Source organism: Companilactobacillus sp. y65-5 (assembly GCF_057541095.1).
In genome coordinates, this window is sequence record NZ_BAAJOA010000001.1 from 222,705 (window position 1) to 245,964 (window position 23,260).

At 37.2% G+C, this 23,260-nt stretch carries 22 protein-coding genes and 1 other RNA gene; 16 read left to right on the forward strand and 7 right to left on the reverse strand.

The window, feature by feature from the left end:
• From AC27FM_RS01175 to AC27FM_RS01190, 4 genes are all read left to right on the forward strand, one after another.
• The gene (locus AC27FM_RS01175) at positions 1-480 is read left to right on the forward strand and encodes a cell wall elongation regulator TseB-like domain-containing protein (protein WP_487085396.1); all 480 of its coding nucleotides are present in this window, start codon (positions 1-3) and stop codon (positions 478-480) included.
• A 15-nt stretch (positions 481-495) separates the two neighbouring features.
• Positions 496-1,794 carry an asparagine--tRNA ligase gene (gene asnS / locus AC27FM_RS01180; protein WP_487085398.1) on the forward strand — a complete coding sequence of 433 codons (1,299 nt, stop codon included), beginning with the start codon at positions 496-498 and terminating at the stop codon, positions 1,792-1,794.
• A 90-nt stretch (positions 1,795-1,884) separates the two neighbouring features.
• Positions 1,885-2,508 (forward strand): DnaD domain protein, encoded by a 624-nt coding sequence (locus AC27FM_RS01185; protein ID WP_487085400.1) that lies wholly within the window; start codon positions 1,885-1,887, stop codon positions 2,506-2,508.
• Positions 2,508-3,158, forward strand: coding sequence for an endonuclease III domain-containing protein (locus AC27FM_RS01190; RefSeq protein WP_487085402.1), 651 nt, complete (start codon positions 2,508-2,510; stop codon positions 3,156-3,158). The genes AC27FM_RS01185 and AC27FM_RS01190 overlap by 1 nt, the downstream gene beginning before the upstream one ends.
• Positions 3,159-3,202: 44 nt before the next feature.
• On the opposite strand, the gene AC27FM_RS01195 is transcribed toward AC27FM_RS01190, so the two are convergent.
• Together AC27FM_RS01195 and recU are read right to left on the reverse strand one after the other, a co-directional pair.
• Positions 3,203-5,650, reverse strand: coding sequence for a transglycosylase domain-containing protein (locus AC27FM_RS01195; RefSeq protein WP_487085404.1), 2,448 nt, complete (start codon positions 5,648-5,650; stop codon positions 3,203-3,205).
• A complete protein-coding gene (recU, locus tag AC27FM_RS01200; protein WP_487085406.1) occupies positions 5,647-6,285 on the reverse strand; it encodes a Holliday junction resolvase RecU in 639 nt (212 codons plus the stop codon). Before recU ends, AC27FM_RS01195 begins: the two co-directional genes overlap by 4 nt.
• Before the next feature lie 134 nt (positions 6,286-6,419).
• Between recU and AC27FM_RS01205 the strand changes: the two genes are divergently transcribed.
• The 4 genes from AC27FM_RS01205 to AC27FM_RS01220 all read left to right on the forward strand — a co-directional run bounded on the left by AC27FM_RS01205 (position 6,420) and on the right by AC27FM_RS01220 (position 9,260).
• Positions 6,420-6,971: an SLOG family protein gene (locus tag AC27FM_RS01205; protein ID WP_487085408.1), complete on the forward strand. Its 552-nt coding sequence runs from the start codon at positions 6,420-6,422 to the stop codon at positions 6,969-6,971.
• 54 nt (positions 6,972-7,025) lie between these two features.
• Positions 7,026-7,694: a cell division regulator GpsB gene (gene gpsB / locus AC27FM_RS01210; protein WP_487085410.1), complete on the forward strand. Its 669-nt coding sequence runs from the start codon at positions 7,026-7,028 to the stop codon at positions 7,692-7,694.
• A gap of 21 nt (positions 7,695-7,715) precedes the next feature.
• Positions 7,716-8,070, forward strand: an RNA gene (gene rnpB, locus AC27FM_RS01215) — RNase P RNA component class B.
• A 71-nt stretch (positions 8,071-8,141) separates the two neighbouring features.
• Complete coding sequence (locus tag AC27FM_RS01220; RefSeq protein ID WP_487085412.1) at positions 8,142-9,260, forward strand: THUMP domain-containing class I SAM-dependent RNA methyltransferase; 1,119 nt, start codon at positions 8,142-8,144, stop codon at positions 9,258-9,260.
• On the opposite strand, the gene AC27FM_RS01225 is transcribed toward AC27FM_RS01220, so the two are convergent.
• From AC27FM_RS01225 to AC27FM_RS01240, 4 genes are all read right to left on the reverse strand, one after another.
• The gene (locus AC27FM_RS01225; RefSeq protein ID WP_487085414.1) at positions 9,261-10,205 is read right to left on the reverse strand and encodes a magnesium transporter CorA family protein; all 945 of its coding nucleotides are present in this window, start codon (positions 10,203-10,205) and stop codon (positions 9,261-9,263) included.
• Between the two features lie 79 nt (positions 10,206-10,284).
• Positions 10,285-11,298: a lipoate--protein ligase gene (gene lplA, locus AC27FM_RS01230; RefSeq protein WP_487085416.1), complete on the reverse strand. Its 1,014-nt coding sequence runs from the start codon at positions 11,296-11,298 to the stop codon at positions 10,285-10,287.
• 88 nt (positions 11,299-11,386) lie between these two features.
• On the reverse strand, positions 11,387-12,400 hold the full coding sequence (gene lplA / locus AC27FM_RS01235; protein ID WP_487085418.1) for a lipoate--protein ligase: 1,014 nt from the start codon (positions 12,398-12,400) through the stop codon (positions 11,387-11,389).
• 77 nt (positions 12,401-12,477) lie between these two features.
• The gene (locus AC27FM_RS01240; protein ID WP_487085420.1) at positions 12,478-12,870 is read right to left on the reverse strand and encodes a reverse transcriptase-like protein; all 393 of its coding nucleotides are present in this window, start codon (positions 12,868-12,870) and stop codon (positions 12,478-12,480) included.
• A gap of 27 nt (positions 12,871-12,897) precedes the next feature.
• Between AC27FM_RS01240 and AC27FM_RS01245 the strand changes: the two genes are divergently transcribed.
• From AC27FM_RS01245 to AC27FM_RS01275, 7 genes are all read left to right on the forward strand, one after another.
• Positions 12,898-13,299 carry an EbsA family protein gene (locus AC27FM_RS01245; protein WP_487085422.1) on the forward strand — a complete coding sequence of 134 codons (402 nt, stop codon included), beginning with the start codon at positions 12,898-12,900 and terminating at the stop codon, positions 13,297-13,299.
• The gene (locus tag AC27FM_RS01250; protein ID WP_487085424.1) at positions 13,283-14,965 is read left to right on the forward strand and encodes a formate--tetrahydrofolate ligase; all 1,683 of its coding nucleotides are present in this window, start codon (positions 13,283-13,285) and stop codon (positions 14,963-14,965) included. The genes AC27FM_RS01245 and AC27FM_RS01250 overlap by 17 nt, the downstream gene beginning before the upstream one ends.
• On the forward strand, positions 14,965-15,429 hold the full coding sequence (gene lspA, locus AC27FM_RS01255; protein WP_487085426.1) for a signal peptidase II: 465 nt from the start codon (positions 14,965-14,967) through the stop codon (positions 15,427-15,429). The genes AC27FM_RS01250 and lspA overlap by 1 nt, the downstream gene beginning before the upstream one ends.
• Positions 15,404-16,333: an RluA family pseudouridine synthase gene (locus AC27FM_RS01260; protein ID WP_487085428.1), complete on the forward strand. Its 930-nt coding sequence runs from the start codon at positions 15,404-15,406 to the stop codon at positions 16,331-16,333. Before lspA ends, AC27FM_RS01260 begins: the two co-directional genes overlap by 26 nt.
• Positions 16,334-16,435: 102 nt before the next feature.
• The gene (pyrR, locus tag AC27FM_RS01265; protein WP_487085430.1) at positions 16,436-16,963 is read left to right on the forward strand and encodes a bifunctional pyr operon transcriptional regulator/uracil phosphoribosyltransferase PyrR; all 528 of its coding nucleotides are present in this window, start codon (positions 16,436-16,438) and stop codon (positions 16,961-16,963) included.
• A 39-nt stretch (positions 16,964-17,002) separates the two neighbouring features.
• On the forward strand, positions 17,003-18,088 hold the full coding sequence (locus tag AC27FM_RS01270; RefSeq protein ID WP_487085432.1) for a carbamoyl phosphate synthase small subunit: 1,086 nt from the start codon (positions 17,003-17,005) through the stop codon (positions 18,086-18,088).
• Positions 18,082-20,478 carry an ATP-binding protein gene (locus AC27FM_RS01275; protein ID WP_487085434.1) on the forward strand — a complete coding sequence of 799 codons (2,397 nt, stop codon included), beginning with the start codon at positions 18,082-18,084 and terminating at the stop codon, positions 20,476-20,478. The genes AC27FM_RS01270 and AC27FM_RS01275 overlap by 7 nt, the downstream gene beginning before the upstream one ends.
• Before the next feature lie 21 nt (positions 20,479-20,499).
• Here the strand turns inward: AC27FM_RS01275 and AC27FM_RS01280 are convergent, their stop codons facing one another.
• Complete coding sequence (locus tag AC27FM_RS01280; protein ID WP_487085436.1) at positions 20,500-22,149, reverse strand: Rqc2 family fibronectin-binding protein; 1,650 nt, start codon at positions 22,147-22,149, stop codon at positions 20,500-20,502.
• Positions 22,150-22,308: 159 nt separating this feature from the next.
• Here AC27FM_RS01280 and AC27FM_RS01285 point away from each other — a divergent pair, with 159 nt between their 5' ends.
• Entirely contained in the window at positions 22,309-23,178 is an 870-nt protein-coding gene (locus tag AC27FM_RS01285) for a DegV family protein (protein ID WP_487085438.1), read from the forward strand.
• Positions 23,179-23,260: the final 82 nt, after the last annotated feature.

The following is a 23,260-nucleotide window of genomic DNA, read 5'->3' on the forward strand; positions in this document are numbered from 1 at the left end:
ATGAATAGAAGCACAAAAATTTTATTGGCAATATCGTTAGTTGCACTGGCCGTTGTTTCGGTATTAACGTATATTAATCTTTCCGCCGCACCAAATTCTAGTGCTAAGTCGCAGGCTAATGATATCGCTGAACAAAAAGCGGGAATAACTTCACCTGATTATTTTGGTAATTATACCCGTGAAAAGCAATATTATTCAGTTGGTGGGTTGGATAAAAATGACAAGTATCGTTATGTGATCATCAATGCCAAGAGCGGTAAGACTGAAACAATCAATCTTAACAACGCACCTGTTCGTAAGGATGTCATTCAAGGAGTTGCTGATAGATATAGTGCTACAAAAATCTTGCACCTGAATCTCGGTATGTACAAAGGGAAACCTACTTGGGAAGTGGCTTTCAAAAACAAGAAGGGTAAGATCGGCTATAACTTAGTTGATTTCCGTACAGGCAAGAGTGTTCAAATAATAAACAATATTTAAAAAGGGGAATTTTTCATGGTAAAACAGATCAAGATTGCTGATGCAAAGAACTATGTGGATCAAGAAGTAAAAATCGGCGTATGGTTAACAGATAAACGTTCATCAGGTAAAATTGCATTCTTGCAATTAAGAGACGGGACTGCCTTTTTCCAAGGTGTCGTTCTAAAGAACGAAGTCAGTGAAGAAGTCTTCAATACTGCAAAGAGTCTTCATCAAGAAGCAAGTTTCTGGATCACAGGAACGATTCATCAAGACGATCGTTCACATTTTGGATACGAAATTCAAGTATCTGATATCGAAGTTATTGATGATGTCGAAGGCTATCCAATCGGTAACAAGGAACACGGAATCGATTTCTTACTCGATGAGCGTCACTTATGGTTAAGATCACGTCGTCCATTTGCTATAATGCATATCAGAAACGAGATCATCAAGGCAACTTATGATTTCTTTTATGATAACGGTTTTATCAAAATGGATTCTCCAATTTTCACTGGTGCCGCTCCTGAAGGTACAACCGAATTATTCCATACTGAATACTTTGATACAGATGCATACTTATCACAAAGTGGTCAATTGTACGCTGAAGCTGGAGCCATGGCATACGGTAAAGTATTTACTTTTGGACCAACATTCCGTGCCGAAAAATCAAAGACACGTCGTCATTTGACAGAGTTCTGGATGATCGAACCTGAAATGGCATTTATGCATCAAGAAGAAAGTTTGGAAATTCAAGAAAACTATATTGCATACATCGTTCAACGTGTAATTGATAATTGTGAATACGATTTGAAGTTGATCGATCGTGATGTTGATACACTTAAGAAATACACTAAGACACCGTTCCCTAAGATTACATATGATAAGGCAATTGAAATGCTTCAAGCTGCTGGTATGGACGTTGAATGGGGTGATGACTTCGGTTCACCTGAAGAATCATACTTGTCAGAACAATTCGAACAACCTGTATTTATTTTAAATTACCCTAAAGAGATCAAGTCATTCTATATGAAGCCAGATCCAGAAGATGATCGTTTATTCGTCTGTGCGGACTTGCTTGCTCCAGAAGGCTATGGTGAGATCATTGGTGGTTCAGAGCGTGAAACTGACTACGATAAATTAGCTGAAATCGTAAAGGAAAAAGGCTTGAATCCTGATGACTATTCATGGTATCTAGACCTTAGAAAATACGGTTCAGTTCCACATTCAGGTTTTGGTATGGGGTTAGAACGTGCAATTACTTGGATCTGCCACTTAGATCACTTACGTGAATCAATTCCATTCCCACGTATGATCAATCGTCTAAGACCATAATAAATATTGATTTGAACGTTGTTTACTTGGTAAATGGCGTTCTTTTTTTACATGGCAAGTATTAAGCTTGATGAGAAAGAAGTGAATTTAATGAACGAAAATATCTTTGATGAGTTTTTATCAAGCGGTAGCACTAGTGTTAGTAATTTAGTTTTGCAAAATTACAGTAAATTAGGGATGACTGAAAAAGATTTAATAGTTTATTTTGAATTATCAATGTATGCCCAAAAGGGGATCCAATTCCCTATGGCATCGCAGATGTCCGAAGATACAGGTATGGATGAATCAACTATCTATACGATTATTCAAGGTATGATCAAACTAGGTATAATTGAACTTAAAACCATCATCGATCATCACCAACAACGTGATATTTATTCGTTGACGCCGATTTTTAAACGACTAGAAGTGTTGCTTCAACAACAAACTGATCAAAACCAAAAAGATCAATTGATGTCTAAAACTGAAGAATTGTTTAAAAAAATCGAGGTTGAATTTGGTCGTCCAATCTCGCCGATCGAACAAGATCAGGTTCATCAATGGATCGATGATGATCATTACTCAATTGAATTGATCGACTTAGCTTTAAAAGAAGCAGTCTTGAATCAGGCTTACTCAATGAAGTATATGGATCGTATTTTGATCAGTTGGGAAAAGAGTAATATTAAGTCGGCGGAGCAACTCCAAGAAAGACGAAAGAAGTTGGGATATTAATGTTAAAAGACGAACAGATTGTATGGGCAATTCATCAAATGGAAGAGGATATAGGGCCAGTTGGTCCCTCACTTGATTCAAGAACGCCATTTCAGTATCTTGTATCGGTTATTTTGAGCGCACAAGCGACAGATGTGTCGGTTAATAAGGTTACACCTACATTGTTCAAACTTTATCCAGAACCTAAGGATTTGATGAATGCGGAGGTTGAAGATGTGGAACGGATCATTAAGAGTGTTGGACTGTTTCACAACAAGGCTAAGAACATCATCAAAACTGCAAGAATAGTTCATGAAGAACTAAACGATGTAGTTCCAACTGACAGAAAAGGCATCATGGCATTGCCTGGTGCCGGTCGTAAGACGGCTAACGTGGTTTTAAGTGACGTATTCAACGAGCCTACATTTGCGGTTGATACGCACGTTTCAGCAATCTCCAAGCGACTTCATTTTGTGGATCAAAAAGCTTCACCACTGCAAGTAGAAAATAAAATCGTTAGTGTTCTAAAGCCTGAAGAATTACATCAAGCACACCATACGATGATTGAGTATGGCAGAAAGTATTCGATGAAATTGGATCCGGCTAAAGAAGTTTGTCAACTTATCATTGACTGTGACAGACTAAACGAAGAGAATGAATCAGAATTTTAATCAAAATAACCTCCAAAATCTATAATTGATTTTGGAGGTTATTTTTAATTTGATGTGTTAGTTCCACCTTGAGTAGTAGTAGATGTTGTACCACCCTGTGTAGTTCCACCTTGATTGCCAGTGTTTCCACCAGTAGTTCCGCCATTATTGGTAGAACCATTGTTACTATTATCTGTCGTACCGCCTGTATTACCGGTATTTCCACCTGTGTTGTTACCAGTATTGCCGGTGTTGGTACCATTGTTATTGTTCGAAGTAGTTCCACCTTGATTGTTGTTGGTAGATGTCCCGTTGTTGTCATCAGTTCCAGTGCCAGTAGATGTTGTATCATTCTCATCAGTATCGTTCTCGTCATCTGAGGATTCAGAAGAACTATTCGATGGTCTTGATGTAGCGGCATCATTAGAACTAGATTCTGATGTACTGTTTGAAGTCGAAGAGCTACTTTCAGTTCCCTTGTAAGGGTTATTTGGTGCATAACCCTTAACGAACAATTCACTAGTTGAACCGCTAGAAGATGATGCTACGGTTGGTGAACTTGAACCATTATTGAGGATATTCAATCTTACAACAGAACTTGGTTTTTTCCAGTTAGGGTTGGTGCTGTCAGACTTATCTTGAAGATATTCCATCTCAGCTTTGTAGATCTTTCCGGCAACACTTTGATAGCTCATTGAGATACCCTTGTAATTAGGGGAATCATATCCCGTCCAGACACTCATTGAGTAGTTCTTAGTATAACCGTTATACCAAGCATCTTTAGCAGTACCACTAAGAGCGGAATTAGTTGCGATTGCCGTGTCAGAATAGTTAGTTGTACCAGTCTTACCAGCATGATGTAATCCAGAAATATCCGCATAAGTAGCATATTCATCAGGCACGCCTTTTAGGATATCAGTGATCATATAGGCTGTTGAGGATTTCATAGCTCGTTTACCCTTAGAACTATACCTGTGAGTGATACCATCTGCTGTTTCGATCTTTGAAATGTACGTAGGTTTGTAGTAAGTACCACCATTTGAAAATGCGGCATAGGCTGCGGCACCTTGTACACTGGATACATTTCCACCGATACCAACTGATAGACCTTGATCACTACCAATAGTTATTCCTAATTTTTGGGCAAATCCCTTGGCCTTAGAGAATCCAACGGTAGACAAGGTTCTGATTGCAGGGATATTTCTTGAGTTAACTAATGCCTCACGCATACTCATTTGTCCCTCATACTCCTCATCCCAGTCTTTCAATTCAATATCAGTCCCAGGGTAGGTATAAGCTGTATCTTCGACTTGATGGTAAGTAGACCAGTTTAAGTACTCGATTGCTGGAGCATAGTCGATGATTGGTTTCATAGTTGAACCATTACTACGCGAAGTTTGAACAGCACGATTCAAGCCAAATTGAATATTAGAAAGATTCCTACCACCGATCATCGCAATTACTTTACCGTTCTTAGGATTAACGATAGTTGCACCAACTTGTTCCTTAGAATCTTGGAAAGTAACGGAACTAGTTGATGAATTTACGATGTTATAAAGATTCTTTTGAGCACCATAATCCATATTGACAGTGATCTTCAAGTTATCACGATAAGGGTCGAAACCTTTTTTTCTAACTTCAGTGATAGCTTCTTTGATATATGGATCAGATACAATACGCTTAGTATCGTTACTATTACTTACTTTTTTATATGGTTGTAGTCCATCGTCGATTGAAGTGTTAAGTGCTTCGGTTTCTTGAGATTTAGTTATTTTATTATTGTTATACATAGCTACAATAACTAAGTCACGACGACGCTTAGCAGCATCGGGATGAACATACGGATCGTAGTTGCTTGGTGCATTAGGAATACCAGCAAGTAGGGCAGCTTGAGCCACGGTCAAGTCATCCAGTGACTTGCCATAATAGTATTTAGAGGCGGTCTTAATGCCACCGATACCATTGTTGAAATATTCCTTGTTCAAATAAAATTCAAGAATTTGTTGCTTAGAGAATTTTTGACTGACTCGCATTGCCAAATATGCTTCTTGCATTTTACGTTTGAAAGTTTGATCTTTTGCGTCGGTTGAGAATACAGTTAGTTTGATCAGCTGTTGTGTCAGAGTACTGGCACCTTGCAAGGTGCCTTGTGTTACGTTGTTGAATGCTGATTTTAAGATTCTAACAGGGTCGATTCCCAATGGTTCATTGTAAAAATTTTTATCTTCAATAGAAATCACAGCATCTTGTACTCTTTGAGGGACTTTATCGATTGTTACGTAATTTCTTTTGTTGGCGCCAAGTGAAGCGATAGTCTTACCATTTGTATCTACTATGGTTGAAGAACCTCCACTTTGAAGATTCTCTTGACTAACTGCGGGAGCACTCATTGCGTAGTAAATAAAAATTGCAATGAAGAGTCCAGCTAGTACAGCGATTATTGCAAAGATCCATTTAAAAATAGACTTGAAGATTGTATTAGATGAAGGAGCTTTGTTTTTATTTTTACTCATTTTTTCTCCCTCCCACTTTCTATAAGTCGTTGCACAGCGTTAATATAGGGTAAAGTAGGATTATAATTAGGACTTATTTCGATAGAACAATCAATTATTTGCTTAAGCTGAATCGATTTTGCACCATCGTGTTTTTGTGCATCCCAATATTCGAACAAACTATCTGCTGGCATGATAAAATATCGTTTTAGAGCAACATACTTTATGATGACAAAGCAGATTCCGCCTTGTTTTTGGCAGGCTTTTAGGTGATCTATCTGATGTTGATGGAAATTTTTCATTGGAAAAGTATTTTTATGCTTTGTTTCCTTCGCCTCAAAATCAATATAGTGACCTTGATAAACACCGTTATAATCAGTCGTAGATGCTTGTCTAAAATATGCCTCTTTAATGACAGCACGACTTCGTTTAGGGTAGTCTACCTTAACGATTTGTATAGGTGTTGGCTTTTTATAAATAACTGCAACATCGTGACTACGATAATACTTATTGCTCTCATTTATTTCTTCCTCTAATGTCATACCTCGATCGCCAAAAATCAATTTCTTTTTGGCAGAAGCATCAATAGAGGTTTTGCTTGATGCGGGTGATGGAGTACGATTAAATGTACGACCATCAGGGTAATTAAATTTCAAAATATCAACTCCTACTGAAGCATTATACCATGATTAAAATATGGGGAAAGACGAAGACATATTTGTTCGTCTTACATTGATTTACAACATTATACAGCAAATATATAAGTATTTTATTCAAGGAGATTTACTTAATGATAAAAAATTTATGGATAACAGGTTATCGTTCATATGAAATAGGGTTGTTCAAACCTGATGATCCCAAAGCAAAGGTGATTCAAAAATTCTTTGCGGAGAGATTGACTAATTATGCGGAAGATGGAATGGAGTGGGTCCTAACTGGTGCCCAGCTTGGAACTGAACAGATTGTTGGTAAAGCCGTTAAAGACGTAAAAGACAAAGGATATGATATTAAGCATGCGGTTATGCTGCCGTTTTCTGAATTTGGCTCCCAGTGGAACGAAAACAATCAGCAATTACTAAATATTTTTTTAAGAAATGCAGACTATACTAACAAATTGACTAATATGGGTTATCATTCAAGTGTACAGTTGCAAGCATGGCAGAATTTTATGTTGAAACATACCGATGGAGCAATGATTTTTTACGATCCGGATAGTGGTGGCAAACCAAAATACGACTATGAGGCAATAAAAAATTATCAATCTTCGGGGAATAATTACGAATTGGAACTTGTAGACTTTGACACAATGCAGGATTTTGCTAATATAATGTTTGATAACTAGCCTAAGAGTTACTTCTTTTGGTATAATTAATTAACACAAATTGGGGTGTTCAATATGAATAATATGAATCAAATGAATGGATTTAATCCAAATCCACAAGGCAATGACAACAATTTTGTTTTAAATTTTCAACCAAACGATATTTTGCAAAAAGAATTTAAAACAAAAATGAGAGGATACGATCCAACTGAAGTTGATCAATTCTTAGATGGAATCATCAAGGATTATGAAGCTTACACAAATGAGTTGAATCGTATTCAATCAGAAAACGAAGGTCTAAAGGCACAGCTTAATTCAAAAGGACCACAGCAACCAAAGCAGGCTCAACCACAAATGCCTAAGAATCGTATGGCAAGACCACAAATGAAAAATCAGCCTACTTCTAGTTCAGTTGCCGAATCGTCAACTAACTATGATATTTTAAGAAGACTTTCCAATTTGGAAAATCGTGTGTTTGGTCATGATTTTTCAAATGGACTTCCTGACGAAAATAATCAAGAAATAAAGCAATTTGCTTCGGCTGCTGTTCCTAATAATATGGCTGGAAATGGCGTTGAAAGTGGTCATAACGAAATTAACCCTCGTATGCAACCACAGATGAATAATCAACAACCAGGATTCAATGATCCCAACCATTTTCAATCAAATCGCCAAGACCAAAACCAAAATATGAATGGTTTTAATGGAAATATGAATAATAATGGTAACTTTAATCAATTTTAGTGTATAATAAGTCCATCGGTAAATTTTGAGTAATCGCGGCTTAGTTATCTAAGCTGAGGAAAGTCCACGCCCGCACGAGCTGAGATGCTTGTAGTGTCCGTGCTTGGCCCAATAAGCCAAGGTACCTTTTGGTAACGGCAGTGAACGCACTAAGGCTTTGCTATGTGTTATTAGCTTGAAAGTGCCACAGAGACGTAGTATTACGGGAAACCGTAATAGTGGAACGAGGTAAACCCCGCGAGCGGGCAACCCAAACTTTGGTAGGGGCGCTTCATAACGAGAAATGAATCTACTGTGAAGGCGTAATTGTAGATAGATGATTACTAACTGTATCGGAGTGCCTAGCCGGTACATGAACAGAACGTGGCTTATAGAAATTTACTAAGGTAAGGGACGACTTTGTTCGTCCTTTTTTTGTATAAAAATTTAACTCATGAAGAGGTAGAAATGAAATTAATTGCGACAATGTCAAGCGGCTTTGAATCTATAACCGCACGCGAATTACAAGATTTAGGATACGAAACACAAACGGAGAACGGTAAAGTATACTTTGATGGTGAATATGAAGATATCGCCAAAACTAATCTTTGGTTACGTAGTGCCGATAGAATCAAGATTTTAATAGGTACATTTGAAGCAACATCTTTCGAAGAACTTTTTGATAAAGTTTATGCGATCGATTGGGATCAATGGCTGCCATTAAATGCAGCATTTCCGATCAAGGCAAGGACGGTTAAGTCCAAGCTTCATTCCGAACGTGATATTCAAGCAATTACTAAAAAAGCCATCGTTAACAAGATGGCTGATATTTACATGCGTCGAGGTAGATTGCCTGAATCTGGTGCGACTTTTCAAATAGAAACTCGTATCCACAAAGATCAAGTCGAAGTAACCCTCGATACTACTGGTGAATCACTCTATAAGCGTGGTTACCGTGTAGAACACGGTGCTGCTCCATTAAAAGAAAACTTTGCGGCAGCGATGATTTTATTGACAGTTTGGCATCCTGATATGCCACTTATCGATCCAACCACTGGTTCAGGAACCATCGCGATCGAAGCTGCTCGTTTAGCTAGGAATATTGCCCCTGGTATTCAACGTCACTTCTTGTTTGAAGATTTCGACTGGTTTGATCCTAAGATTCTGGCTGGCTTGAAAGAAGCTGCTAGGGATGGAGAAAAAAACTTAGATCTGAATATTTTTGCGAGTGATATTGATGGATCGATGATTGATGTCGCTAAGCTAAACGCTCATGATGCTGGCGTACTCCACGATATCACATTCAAACAAATAGCCCTAAAGGACTTGAAAATTGAAGGTGATGATGGGGTTATCATTGCTAATCCACCATATGGTCAACGAATGAGTGATATTGCTGGAGTTAGAAAATTATACAAAGAAATGGGAGAAGTCTTTGCGACCGCTCCCACTTGGAGTAAATATATTTTAACTAGTGATTTAGAGTTCGAAAAGTATTATGGCGAGAAGGCTACCAAGAAGCGCAAACTCTACAATGGTGCAATTAGAACCGATTACTATCAATATTGGGCAACTAGACGCCACTAATTATAAACTGTTGCGGCGACGCAGATCCCACAGAATCAATAAAATTAAAATCAAAGTTATGAGCAATGAAAAGAACCATGACCACCATTTGTCAGCAACTGGTAATTTCATGTTCATACCATAAAAACCCGATACGATCGTGGGAATACTCAAGACAATTGTGTAAACTGTCAGTATTTTCATGGTCGTATTTGTTTGATTATTTAAAATATTATTGTACGTGTTAGCTACTCGATCGATGATGTCAGAGGTTAAACTAGCTTGATCACGGATCTGTTCGATTTCAATAATGGCATCGTGTAGATGCTCTTTGGACTTCTGTGATAAATTGATATTTTGGATTTTACCAGTCGAAATAATTTCAATCTGCTTTACAACATTGAAATTACCATTGATAGCAGTACTGATATAAGTAATCAAATCTTCCAAAGTAGCCAATTCCAAGATTTGATTTTTTGATGAGCGACTATGCTTGATTCGTTCTTGAATTTTATTGCGATCTTGATTTATTTCGCTGATACGATCATTGTAGTCACTCGAAACTTGATCAAAGGTATTAAAGATTATTTCCCAAATTCGATCGTCTAAGTTATCTGAAAAACGATTATTTGCACGAACTATATAATCAGTCAAATAATGCGTATCATTATTGGTGAATAAAAATAGCTTATCATCTTTGATTGCGAAAGAGACCGGTAGGGTGATATCGGACAATTCATCATCAATGGTCGTTTCCCTCTGGACATTGAAGACAATTAAAAAAGTATTTGTATGTTCATCAAATTCAAGACGGGCGCGTTCATTAGTATCGTCCGCATAATCGAGTATTTCATTTGTTAAATTATAGTTTTCAATCAATTCACCACGATCTTTGTCGCTTAAATTCTCTCTTGAATGAATATCAACTAAGGTTAGTTCTTGACCAAGTTTTCGAATATTTATCATAATAATTTCCCTCGTGAACCATGATAGCATAAAACAATCCTGACGATTTCAAATAATTGTCAGGATTGTTTTTTATATTTTATGGAATAAATAGATTCAGTAATTCATCTTGAGGGATGCCCTTGAAGTAGTCATCCAAATTAAAATTATTTAGTATCGGAATGATTTGATCAGCCTTGAACTCTTGTCCGAGTAATGCATTTTTGATTTTCTCAGAATCTTTCTGTCCAAAATAATCTCCGAATATATCAAGATCGTTGATTTTGCCCGATGAAATATTGTAACGAACATCGACCGTCCCCATCGTGAAGTGTTTACGATTCTTGACTTGATAGTCGGGCGACTTGCCGTAGACCCAGTCCCAATTATAATAATATTTATCATTTAACTTTTGAATTTCGGATTTATCCTTATCGGTCAATTGATATTCTTTGTCCGCAATCGCAGACATGTTTTGAACGTGGAATAGTTCCAAGATCAATGTATCTCTAAATTCTTCAGTCGTCAGACTTTGAAACTGTGAATCTAAATAGGGTTTAACATTTGTCACACGAGATCTGACTGACTTAATACCTTTTGATTGGATTTTGTCTTTGGGTACGTTTAGGGCTTTTGTCAGGACGTCTAGGTCGACATCATATGCCAATGTACCGTGCGAGAACATCTTGTTGTTTTTCGTATACATGGCGTTACCGGAAAACTTTTTGCCACCGACTAATAGATCATTTCTTCCAGAGATTTCTGCCGTTGTAGCACCCATGTGGTGTAAGGCGTCGATGATTGGGGCAGTTAACTTCTTGAAGTCGCCAAAGTTTTCGTTGTCAGAATTTACGACAAAGCTAAAACTGATATTTCCCAAATCATCATAAACAGCACCTCCACCAGAGATTCGTCTAGTTACTGTGATGTTGTGTTCCTTAACGTAATTAGAATTAACCTCTTCGAGCGTATTTTGATTGCGTCCAACGATGATACATGGTTTTTGAATATAAAATAGTACCAAGGGTTCATCAAAATCAACATTATTCATTAAATATTGTTCGGTTGCCAAATTAGTTCGTATATCGTTTGATCTCATTCGATAGAAATACATATTTTTCCTCCTTTATAAAGCAATAGAAAACAAAAAACGCCTTGGAAATTTCTCTCCTCAACGTTTAAGGCAAATTGATAATCAATTTTTATGGAGTGAATAGGTTTAACAATTCAGTCTGTGGGATACCCTTGAAGTAATCGTCCAAGTTAAATTGGTCAAGAACAGCTAGAATATCGTCACGGTCGAATTTAGTATTCAATAGTTTAGATTTGATGTCTGTAACATCCTTCATACCGAAGTAATCACCGTAGATTTGAACATCTTCGATCTTTCCATCAGCGACATTGTAACGTACATCCACTGTACCCATGTCAAAATGTTTTCTTTGTTTAGCTGTGAATTCAGGTGATTTACCGTAAACCCAATCCCAGTTGTAATAGTATTGTTCTTTGATCTTATCGATTTCTTTTTGATCTTCTGGTGTTACAACATATTCATGGTCCTTGATCTCATCGAATGATTTAGCATGGAATAGTTCCAATAATAATTTGTCTCTGAATTGTTCAGTAGTGAGATCTTGGTACTCAGGTGCTAGGTAAGGACGTACGTTAGTAACACGGCTTCTGATTGATTTGATTCCCTTAGAAGCAATCTTATCTTTTTGAACGTGTAAAGCCTTTGTTAAGACGTCAAGGTCAACGTCAAGTGATAATGTACCATGTGAGAATGTCTTACCATTTCTTGAGTACATGGCATTACCAGAGAATTTCTTACCGTCAACTAATAGGTCGTTTCTACCTGAAACCTCAGCAGTAGTAGCGCCCATTTGGTGCAATGCATCAATGATTGGTTGTGTAAATGACTTGAAATCACCAAAGTTCTTATCCTCAGAATCAACCACAAAACTGAAACATAGATTACCAAGGTCTTGATAGACAGCACCACCACCGGATATACGGCGAGTTACTGTAATATTGTGATCCTTGATGTAGTCTGGATTAATCTCTTCCATCGTGTTTTGGTTACGACCAACGATGATACATGGTCCCTCAATATAGAAGAGTACAAGCGGTTCGTCAAACTCGACGTTATTCATTAAATATTGTTCAGTAGCCAAGTTATCACGAATATCTCGATCTTTCATTACAACGTAATACATGGAAAAGTCCCCTTTGATTGTATTTGTAAACGTTTTTATCGTATCACAACTTTCACAATTGGAACATAAAAATATCTTCACTTACGTAAATTTATTAATTCATGATGGACTAAGCTGTGAGCCGAGCGATTATCTTTGTCTGAGATATGTTTCACAAAGTATGACGGAAAGTTTGTGAGCATGTTTAAGATCTCATCAAGGATAGGTTGGTAGTGTTTAGAATACTCTTTATCGATACTATCTGTTAATATTTTACTATCAGAATGGATAAATAGTATTTCGTCAGTCCACTTACGATCGATCAAGTCGATGAGTGCCAATTTTAGAGCTAGAAATTCTAAATAGTGATTGTCATTTGATTTTTGTGGCTGAGTCCGATTGATTGTTTGGTCATTGTATTTTATAACATAGGCGGTTGCTGCCAGATTTAAATTAGAATTTAAACCTGCGTCGGTGTACAATTTAATCATCTCATTAAAAACCTTTCAGGAGTAATTATGTCAAAGAAATATTTTGTGCAACCCACTGGTTCATGGGGGATCATCATGTGGTCATTAGCTTTAAGTGTTTTGTGCTTAGGTGTAATTTTACAGCTAGAAGTTTTCAGCTTCAGTATAATTCCATTTATAGCATGGATCTTAGGAATTGTTCTAGTGATTTATATTATAGCTAATTCGTGGATAAAATTTGATAATAATAAGATTATCATTAAAGAACCCAATTATTATAAGGCTAGAACGTTTGAACAATCTGATGTTAAAGTGATCAATGACAGTGAATGGACTCTGGAGTTCATTTTTAAGAATCATGATTATTTTCCATTGAGGATTATTTCTACTAAGAAGATTTTAAAGGGAATCAAGAAAGAAGTGGGTGAAAAAAATGTCATTTCCAAGTGATATTGAGATAGCTCAATTAAACGAGCACGATAAAATGAAAAATATCAACGAGGTCGCAACCAAAATTGGTTTGAATCCAGAAGATATTGAACCATATGGACATTTTAAGGCCAAGATAGCAGTAAGTGGCATCCGAAAGGCTATGAAAAAAGACGATGGTAAGCTAATCTTAGTTACTTCGATCAATCCCACTCCTGCTGGAGAAGGTAAATCTACAATGGCCATTGGTCTCGCTGACGCGCTGCAAGCCATCGGCAAAAAATCGATTTTGGCACTACGAGAGCCTTCATTAGGTCCTGTGATGGGGATGAAAGGCGGGGCGACTGGTGGTGGTTATGCGCAAGTAGTCCCAATGGAGGATATCAATCTTCATTTTACTGGTGACATGCATGCTCTAACTAGTGCTACCAATACTTTGTCAGCTTTGATAGATAATCATCTACATCAAGGAAACAAGCTTAATATCGATCCACGGCGAATCATTTGGAAACGTGCACTGGATATTAATGACCGTTCATTACGCAGTGCGACGATCGGTCTGGGTGGTCCAGCTAATTCTATTCCTCGTCAGGAACATTTTGAAATAACAGTTGCGAGTGAATTGATGGCAGTTTTATGTCTGTCCCAAGATATTGATGATTTGAAAGAACGTATTTCAAATATTCTTATCGCTTATACATATGAAAGAAAGCCTATATTTGTACGTGATCTCCACGTTGAAGGTGCTATCGCCATGCTATTGAAGGATGCTTTGAAGCCTAACCTAGTTCAGACGTTGGAAAATACACCAGCAATCGTTCACGGCGGTCCATTCGCTAATATCGCACATGGATGTAATAGTATCTTAGCAACTAAGTTAGCAATGAAGTTGGGAGATTATACGATTACTGAGGCGGGATTTGGTGCCGATCTTGGTGGAGAGAAATTCATGGATATCGTGACGCCTAAGTTGAATCATGCACCGAATGTGATTGTCGTTGTAGCAACGATTCGTGCATTGAAATACAATGGTGGGCAAGCATTTCAAAACCTCAAGAATGAAGATCTGAATGCGCTCAATCTCGGTTTCAAGAATTTAAAACGCCATGTGCAAAATATGCGTTATTATCACGTTCCAGTCGTAGTGGCAGTTAATAAATTCGCTACTGATACGAATAATGAAATCAAACTATTTCAGACTCTCTGCGATGAATTAGGTGTCGATATGGAAGTTGCGGACGTTCATCAAAAGGGTAGTCAAGGTGGTATTGGTTTAGCAAAATTGATCGTTAAAACTGCGGATAAAGATGCAGGTTACACTCGTCTCTATGAAGATGCTCAGCCAACAATTGAAAAAATCGATACGATCGCATCAGAAATATACGGCGCCAACAATGTTGAGTACAGTCAAAAGGCTCAACGACAGCTACAAATATTAAAGGATAACGTTTGGGATGATTTACCAGTATGTATTGCTAAAACACAATATTCATTGAGTGATGACCCTAAAAAGTTAGGGAGTCCGCGAGACTTTACACTACACGTAAAAGAAATCATTCCTAAGTTAGGTGCAGGTTTTGTCGTTGTACTGACTGGGAGTATCTTGACTATGCCGGGATTACCTAAAGAACCAGCCGCATTGAATATGGATGTAGACAATGATGGCAGAATTAGTGGACTATTCTAATGCCAGTAGTTTATATATCAGTACTCATTGCACTAATTATCGGTGATCAAGCATTAAAGTATTATGTTGTTGCCAACATCCCTACAATGAGTTTTCACGAGTTTTTACCAGGAATTCTGTCATTAACACATATTACTAATACAGGTGCTGCGTGGAGCATGTTAGAAGGAAAAATGGGCTTCTTTTATATCGTGACGATTGTAGCGGCAATCATCTTACTTTATTTATTTATTAAATCCGATAAAAAAGATTATATTTATCGCTTTTCTTTGTTATTCTTATTAGCTGGAACAATTGGAAATGCGATTGATCGTTTTACACGTCATTATGTAGTCGATATGTTCAGCTTTGACTTTATTAATTTTCCAATCTTCAATCTAGCTGACACGTATATAACCATTGGCGTAATCTTAATCATCATTTCCCTGATATTTATGAATGAAGGTGAACATAATAACAAATAATTCTATCCATTTAGTTTTTGATGGCACAAATAAAACTAGATTAGATAATTTTGTGAACGATAGTCTAGATGATCTAACACGTTCGCAAATTCAAAAATTGATCAAAGATAGCAATATTTTGGTCAATGATCAGCCAGCTACCAAAACTGGTATGAAATTAACTGCTGGCGACCAGATCGATATTAATATCCCTGAAGAACAACCAATCGAGGCGATTCCGCAAGATATTCCGATTGATATCGTCTATGAAGACGAAGATGTCTTAGTGGTCAATAAACCTCAAGGGATGGTTGTGCATCCCGCCGCTGGTCATCGTGACGGAACTTTGGTCAACGCCGTTTTGTATCACAGTCAGATCAATGATGATGATATGGTACGACCAGGCATCGTTCATCGTATCGACAAAGATACTTCTGGGCTGTTGATGATAGCTAAGAATGATTTAGCGAAACATTCATTGATGGAACAACTCAAAGAAAAAACAAATCTTAGAGAGTATCTAGCTATCGTACATGGTAACTTCAAGGAAGTTAATGGTAAGATCAATGCACCACTGGGTCGCTCAAAAGTTGATCGAAAGAAACAGGCTGTGGTTGATAATGGTCGCCATGCTGTGACACACTTTACAGTCTTAGAACAATTTGAAAATTATTCACTGTTAAAATTAAAATTAGAAACAGGTCGTACTCATCAAATCAGAGTCCACATGCAATACATTGGACATCCTGTGGCGGGTGATCCGTTGTATGGATTGAAGAATACCTTACAGGGTAATGGTCAATTCTTACACGCAGAGACACTAGGATTCGAGCATCCTAGAACTCACAAATGGATGGAATTCACAGTTGAACCCCCTAAAGTTTTTCAAGATATGCTAGAAAAATTGCGGACTAATCAGGTTTGACATTGTACTCTTGTCTAAATTTAGTTAGAATTTAATACGGTGAGAAATAAATTAGGGCACTCACGGCGTGAGTGCCTTTTTTACAGAATAGGAGAAATTGTAATGGCTAAAGAGATAATTGATGGACAAACAATGACACGAGCATTAACTCGTATTACATATGAAATTATCGAACGTAATAAAGGAATCGATGATCTAGTATTAGTTGGAATTAAGACACGTGGTGTTTACGTTGCTCACAGGATCGAATCACGTCTTAAGCAATTAGAAAACATCAGTATTCCAGTAGCTGAATTAGACATTACACCATATCGTGATGATGTAACTCATGAGGAGAAGAATCCTGCTGATGTAGAACCTCAACCACTCAGCATTGATATCAATAATAAGCACGTCATTTTGACTGATGATGTTTTATATACTGGTAGAACTATTCGTGCGGCTATGGATGCGTTGATGACAGTTGGCCGTCCTAAGAAGATATCTTTAGCAGTTTTAGTTGATCGTGGACATCGTGAACTGCCGATTCGTGCTGATTTTGTTGGTAAGAATATCCCCACTTCTCAAAAAGAAAAAATTAAAGTTTCTATGAAAGAAATCGACGGTGAGGACAAGATTGAAATCGAGTAAATCACTCAATTAATGAATGATTTTTAGGAGTTGCTTTTAATGAAGCGTTATTTAATTTTAGAAGATGGTACAGTTTTTCCAGGCGTAGGTTTTGGTTCTTCCATTATCACGACTGGACAATTAGTAATTTCCAACAATCGTACTGGTATCGAACAATCAGTTACCGATCCAGATGCTGAAGGTCAGATACTGGCTTTTACGATACCTGAAATTGGTAGTTCCGGTATCAATCGTGATTTTTATGAGTCGATCAATTCGCAGTGTAAAGGTGTTGTAATTGGTTCTTCAAGTCCGGCTACGATCGATGGCTCAATCTCGTTTGGTGATTGGATAGCCAGCTTAGGTATCCCCGGTATCAAAAATGTTGATGTCCGTGCTTTGTCCAAACATATTTCTGAACATGGTGAGATGAAGGCCAGTATTATGGACACACATGATGAACATGCGATAGACCAGATCAAGGCATTAGTCTTACCTCCAGACTTGGTCAAACGCGTTTCAACTAGACAATCTTATCCCAACCCTAATATGGGGATTAAGATCGTTGTAGTTGATTTAGGATTGAAATACTCTATCTTACGTCAGCTGTCATATCGTGATTGTAATTCTGTTATCGTTAACTACAATTCATCGGCAGAAGAAATCGAAAGCCTACATCCTGATGGAATCATTTTTTCTAACGGACCTGGTTCTCCAAGTGACATTCCACAAACAATTAAAACTATCAAAGCGCTACAAAAAAAATATCCCATCCTAGGAATAGGATTAGGGAATCTTTTGATTGCACTCGCTAATGATTGTAAAATCATCAAATTGGATCAACCACATCACGAATCATCGCTGGCAGTCAAAGAAGTTGCCAGTGGCAAGATCGACTTTGTCAATCACAATCATTCATATACTATCGATCAAAAATACATTGGATCATCAGACTTTATTGTTACTAACATTTGTGTAGCCGATGGAAGCATCGAAGGTATTCGCCATGAATACTTACCGATCATGTGTGTCTTGTTTGAACCAGAAGCAGCACCGGGTCCAAACGATGGATATTATGTTTTTGATGAATTTCTAGACTTGATCGATTCAATCAAATTTCAAGATGGAGGTGTTGATCAATGGTAGAAAATGAGCCTCATAGTATATTGATCATTGGTCCAACTACCAGTGATAAAAATGTCGACCTTTCAACGGCTATGTATGATACCGTTGAAGTCTTACATCAGCTAGGATATAAGACTTCTGTCATCGTCGAGGATCCCACTTCGTTATTGTCTTCTGGAGGATATTTTGATCGAATCGTGGTTGCTCGTGTGAGTGGAGAAAATGTACTCAAATACGTTCAGGAACATCACCCTGACGCGATATTACCAACGGTGGGGGATCGGAATGCTCTCGGAATCGTATCAAGTTTGAATGGCAAAATTGGAAGCGTCAAAATCTTAGGATCGAATTACATGGCTTCTTTAGCAACGTTTAAACGTGATTTATTTATTCAAAAATTGACTGAGAATAAGTTACCAGTTATAAATTTCATATCATCAGATGATGAAAAGGAAATTTATAGTTTTATTCGTTCAATTGGTTTTCCAATCATTGCCCGTCGAAGATATTCAAATCGTCATTCTAGCGGATGGACCAATATTAATAACTTGTTTGAATTAGATAATTTCATGGCGTTAGAAGATATCGATGATACTAAAATCGAAATCGAACGTAGTATTCGTGGTTTTAGTGAGTATTCGTTCACAGTCGTACGTGATAGATTTGATAACTCAGGATTGATCGGAACGATTGAGGATATTGAACCGATAGGTGTACATCATTTAGATTCAAACTTGATTTCACCAGCTATCTCACTCAATGATTCTAAATTGCAGAAGATGCGGACAGCATCATTGGAATTGGCTCAAGTATTCGATATCGTCGGTATTTGTACAGTACATTTTGCTTATAATCACAAAACTAATGAGTATTTTATTACTGAATTTATTCCGCGATTAAGTGAAGAGACAAAATTCCTAGAGTACGCTACCAGCTATCCTATTGCGACGGCAGTGATTGAATTGAGTTTGGGATATCACTTGGATAAGTTGAAATTAGATGGCGGACGTAATTTTAATGGCGCTTCTGAGCCATTCGTGGACCACATAACCTCACGTTTCCCACGTTGGTCAGTCAGTGGTCAGAAATACCTGGGACCAAGTAAGACTTCTGATTCCAGCATAGTTGTCAATGGCTTCAGTGTAGAGGAAGTCTTCAATAAAGGTGCCTTGAATGACAAATTGAACCACAATTCCGAACGAAGAGCTAAGTTGAGCAAATTGGATGATGATGAGTTGTTCGAAAAAATCATTCACCCAACTAACTGGATGTTGGATGTTTTAATGGAAGCTTTGCATCGTAAATTTGAGATGCCAGTCTTGTCTGAAATCACTGGGATCAACATGCCTTATCTAACGGTCCTTAAAAATTTACTTGATATGAATGAATTGATGAGTAACGATAAGGTCAAACTTGAGAATATGGAACGTTTGGTTGAGATGGGAATTAAGGGCGTCGGACTAAGCAAGGTTTTGCTTGAGAGCGGTGATGTAGTAACTAAGACGGTCGTGAAGGGCAAACGCTCTATCTCGATTGGCAATCGTAACTATTACAATCAAAACTATTTTGTTACAGCCGGTATCGAGAATGAACTAGAACTCAGTGATAAAAATAAAATCATTGTTAGGTCACCTATAATCACGTCAAAAACCGATATTATGGTACGTCAGTTCGTATTGATGCAACTGATCAAGTCTATTGCTCAAAACGGCTTAGAAGCCATCGTGATTGGACGTGAGCCATGGATGGCACCATTATCATTGCGTGAGAGAATAGTTGAGATCGACGACCCCTATATGGAGATGAAATCACTCAATTTAATTCCTGAAGATAGTATTTTTAAGGTGATCGACTTTTCTCGGAACTTGACGGATGGTGATCAGGTAGACAATGTATTTCAGATCAATGCTAAAGAGCTAAAGAACATTGAAATACCAAGTAATATTTCTGTGAGAGCAATGGTCGTAACTGATGGTAATAACTATCTAGTACCTTCAGTTATTTATCGCCAAGAGGACGATAGTCATTCGTTTGAAGTTAGTTCGTACAATAATTTCTTGTCAGTTGAAGATCGCAGTAGTCTTTCCAAACTGATCGAACAAGAACTAGAAGATAATGAAGACGTAAATGTATTTAATTTTGATTTTGTCAAGAGCAATGGTCATTGGATCGTGACAAAAGCTTTTGAGGGGATGACTGATGATATTATTCGTCACGAATTGGCCAGTTCGGTTCATGTGATCGATACGTTGGTCAAACTCATCCTTGGCAATAAGATCGATAATGATAAGACTCTAGAAGAGATATTCAGTAATCAAGATGATCGTTATTTGATGATGATCGATGATAAAAAATACCAATTATTGGATTTTGAGAGTATGAAAAACCAACTCGAAAAATTGCTCAAATAAAAAAGAAGATTAGCCTCTCGGCTAGTCTTCTTTTAGTTCATTTACTAATTCTCGATCAGGATCGACTAAGATAGTCGTTTGTCCTTCAAAAATTACGAATCCCGGTTTTGCACCATTGGGTTTACGAATGTTTTTTATTTGGAGATAATCAACGGGAACTTTTGATGAATCACGTGCTTTCGAGTAGTACGCCGCGATAGTTGCGGCTTCAGTGATTGACTTTTCATCAGGATCACTAGTTTTCAAAATGACGTGTGATCCCGGAATATCTTTGACGTGGAACCAATAATGATTCTTCTGCGACAACTTCATCGTTAGTTGATCGTTTTCTAAGTTATTTTTACCGACAACTATTTCAATTCCGTTAGAGGTTTGGAAAGATTCTCCGATTTTTTTCTTACGCTTTTTACGGGCGTTCTTCTTACGTTTTTTGATATATCCAGAATCGATCAATTCTTCAATAATACCATCAACGTCTCCGATATCAACATATTCTAGAGAAGCTAGGACTGATTCAAGGTAATTGACTTCGTTAGTTGTGATCTCCAGCTGTTCGTTGATATGTGGAATCGAATTTTGTAATTTGCGATACTTTTTATAGTATCTTTGAGCGTTGTCTGATGGAGATAATTCAGGATTGAGTTGAATCTCGACCTCTTCGTTATTATAGTAATTAGTCAGCTTGATCGACTTTGACCCACGTTGTACTTGTGACATATATGTGGTGAGCAGTTCGCCGTACAAATTATACTCACTCATGATTTTTGTTTGTTCCAACTGCTTATTGAGCTTTTTGATCTTAGACTTATCTTTTTTCAAAATAATATCCAAGCGATTAGTGATTGACTTAGTTTGTTGCTCAATTCGATCGATTCTAGCACGATCAATGTAATAGCTGTCTAATAACTCACTCAAACTAGGATAAGTTTTGATAATCTTTGATGTGTTAGGGAAGGGAATAGGCATAAATCCTAGTTTACTATTGGAGTTCATATTCGCAGTATTTGGTTGCGGATCACTGTATTGATCAATAAAGGCAGAAATATCATTTGTATCTGACATTTCATTAGAAGTATCCAGACCTATACCTTCAAACTTCTGACGAATCTCTTTGGCATCCAGACCATCGAAATCTGTCACAGGGGCTAGAAAAGGATTGATCTTATTTTGTGCTGGTGGCAATTTATAATCGTCACCGGGTAGTAGACCACGATAACTGTTGTTTTCTGGGGAGACACGTTTGATCAAATCTACGATTTTTTGAGTTTCTTTGCTGACTAAAAAGATATTACTGTGTCTAGCCATTATTTCAGTTATTAATGTAAATTCATGGATATCGCCTAGTTCATTCTTGGCGCTCAGATCGATCATGACCACACGATCATTGTTGAGCTGTCTGATATCTTGAACGATAGCACTAGTAATGTATTTTCGAAGTGACATGACAAATGTTGAAGGTTTTGCTGGATTCGCAAAAGGTTGTTGAGTTATTTGAACACGAGCGTAGCTGGGATGAGCTGACAGTAGTAACTGCTGATTCTTGCGATTGCTTCTAACAGTTAGTATCATCTCATTCGCAAAAGGTTGTTGAATTTTTGCAATTCGACCACCCTTTAAATTCTGATTCAATTCGTTTACCATAGCATGGGTAAACATTCCGTCGAATGACATATAATAGTTCCTTTCTTATCTTTGAAAATGTAAAAATATTTGTAATTTCTGAAACAAATCTTGATTTTTTCATAGTCATTAAAAAAGTCTGAGTGAATATGATATAATCTAATGGTTATACAATCATTATACGTAACCAAACAAGGAATTGATAAATTTATGAAAATAGCCATTGTAACAGATAGTACGTCATACTTACCACAAGATATAATTGATAAATATAATAATATAACAGTCGTACCGATTGAGGTAGTATTTGATAACAAAACTTATCGTGAAGATATTGATATCACTACAGCTGAATTTTATGAATTACTTCAAAAATCACCAGAGCTACCCTCAACTGCGCAACCATCAATTGGTGAGATGTTGAAATTATACGATAATTTGGCTAAGGAAGGCTATGATACCGTAATCTCGATACATCTGGCAAGTACTATCTCCGGATTTGTTAATAATTTGAAGATTGCTGCTAAAACAATTGATAATATCGACGTTACTGTATACGACTCATGGATAACTGTACGCCTTATGGGTTATTTAGTGCAAGAAGCAGCTCGTATGGCACTAGATAACAAAACAACAGTAGAAATAATTAATCGTCTCGATATTTTACGCAATTCTATCGATGAATCCTTTGTGGTTAATGATCTCAAAAATTTGGTTAAGGGTGGTCGACTTTCAAATACCTCAGCTGTCATCGGCACAGTCTTGAATATTAAACCATTACTTCAATTTGATGATAAGTCACACAAAATCGTTGCTTATGACAAAGTACGTTCTCTCAAGAAGGCCAAGTTAAAAGCAGAAGAAAAACTTAATCACGCAATTCAACAGTCACAAGTTCCTCTAAGATTATTAGTTATTGACGCTGATGATAAAAGGTCTGGGGATGAATGGGCACAACAGTTACATGTCGAACATCCTGACTTAACTATCGATCGATCATATTTTGGTCCAGTTATTGGTGCGCATCTGGGCAAGGATGCTTTAGCAGTCGCTTGGATCAGAGACTTTGATAAATCTTAACCTAAAAAGCCATAAGGCTTTTTTATTTTACCCCAATGATTTAAAATAATAGTATTAATCAAGTCTTTATTTAATTTTTATT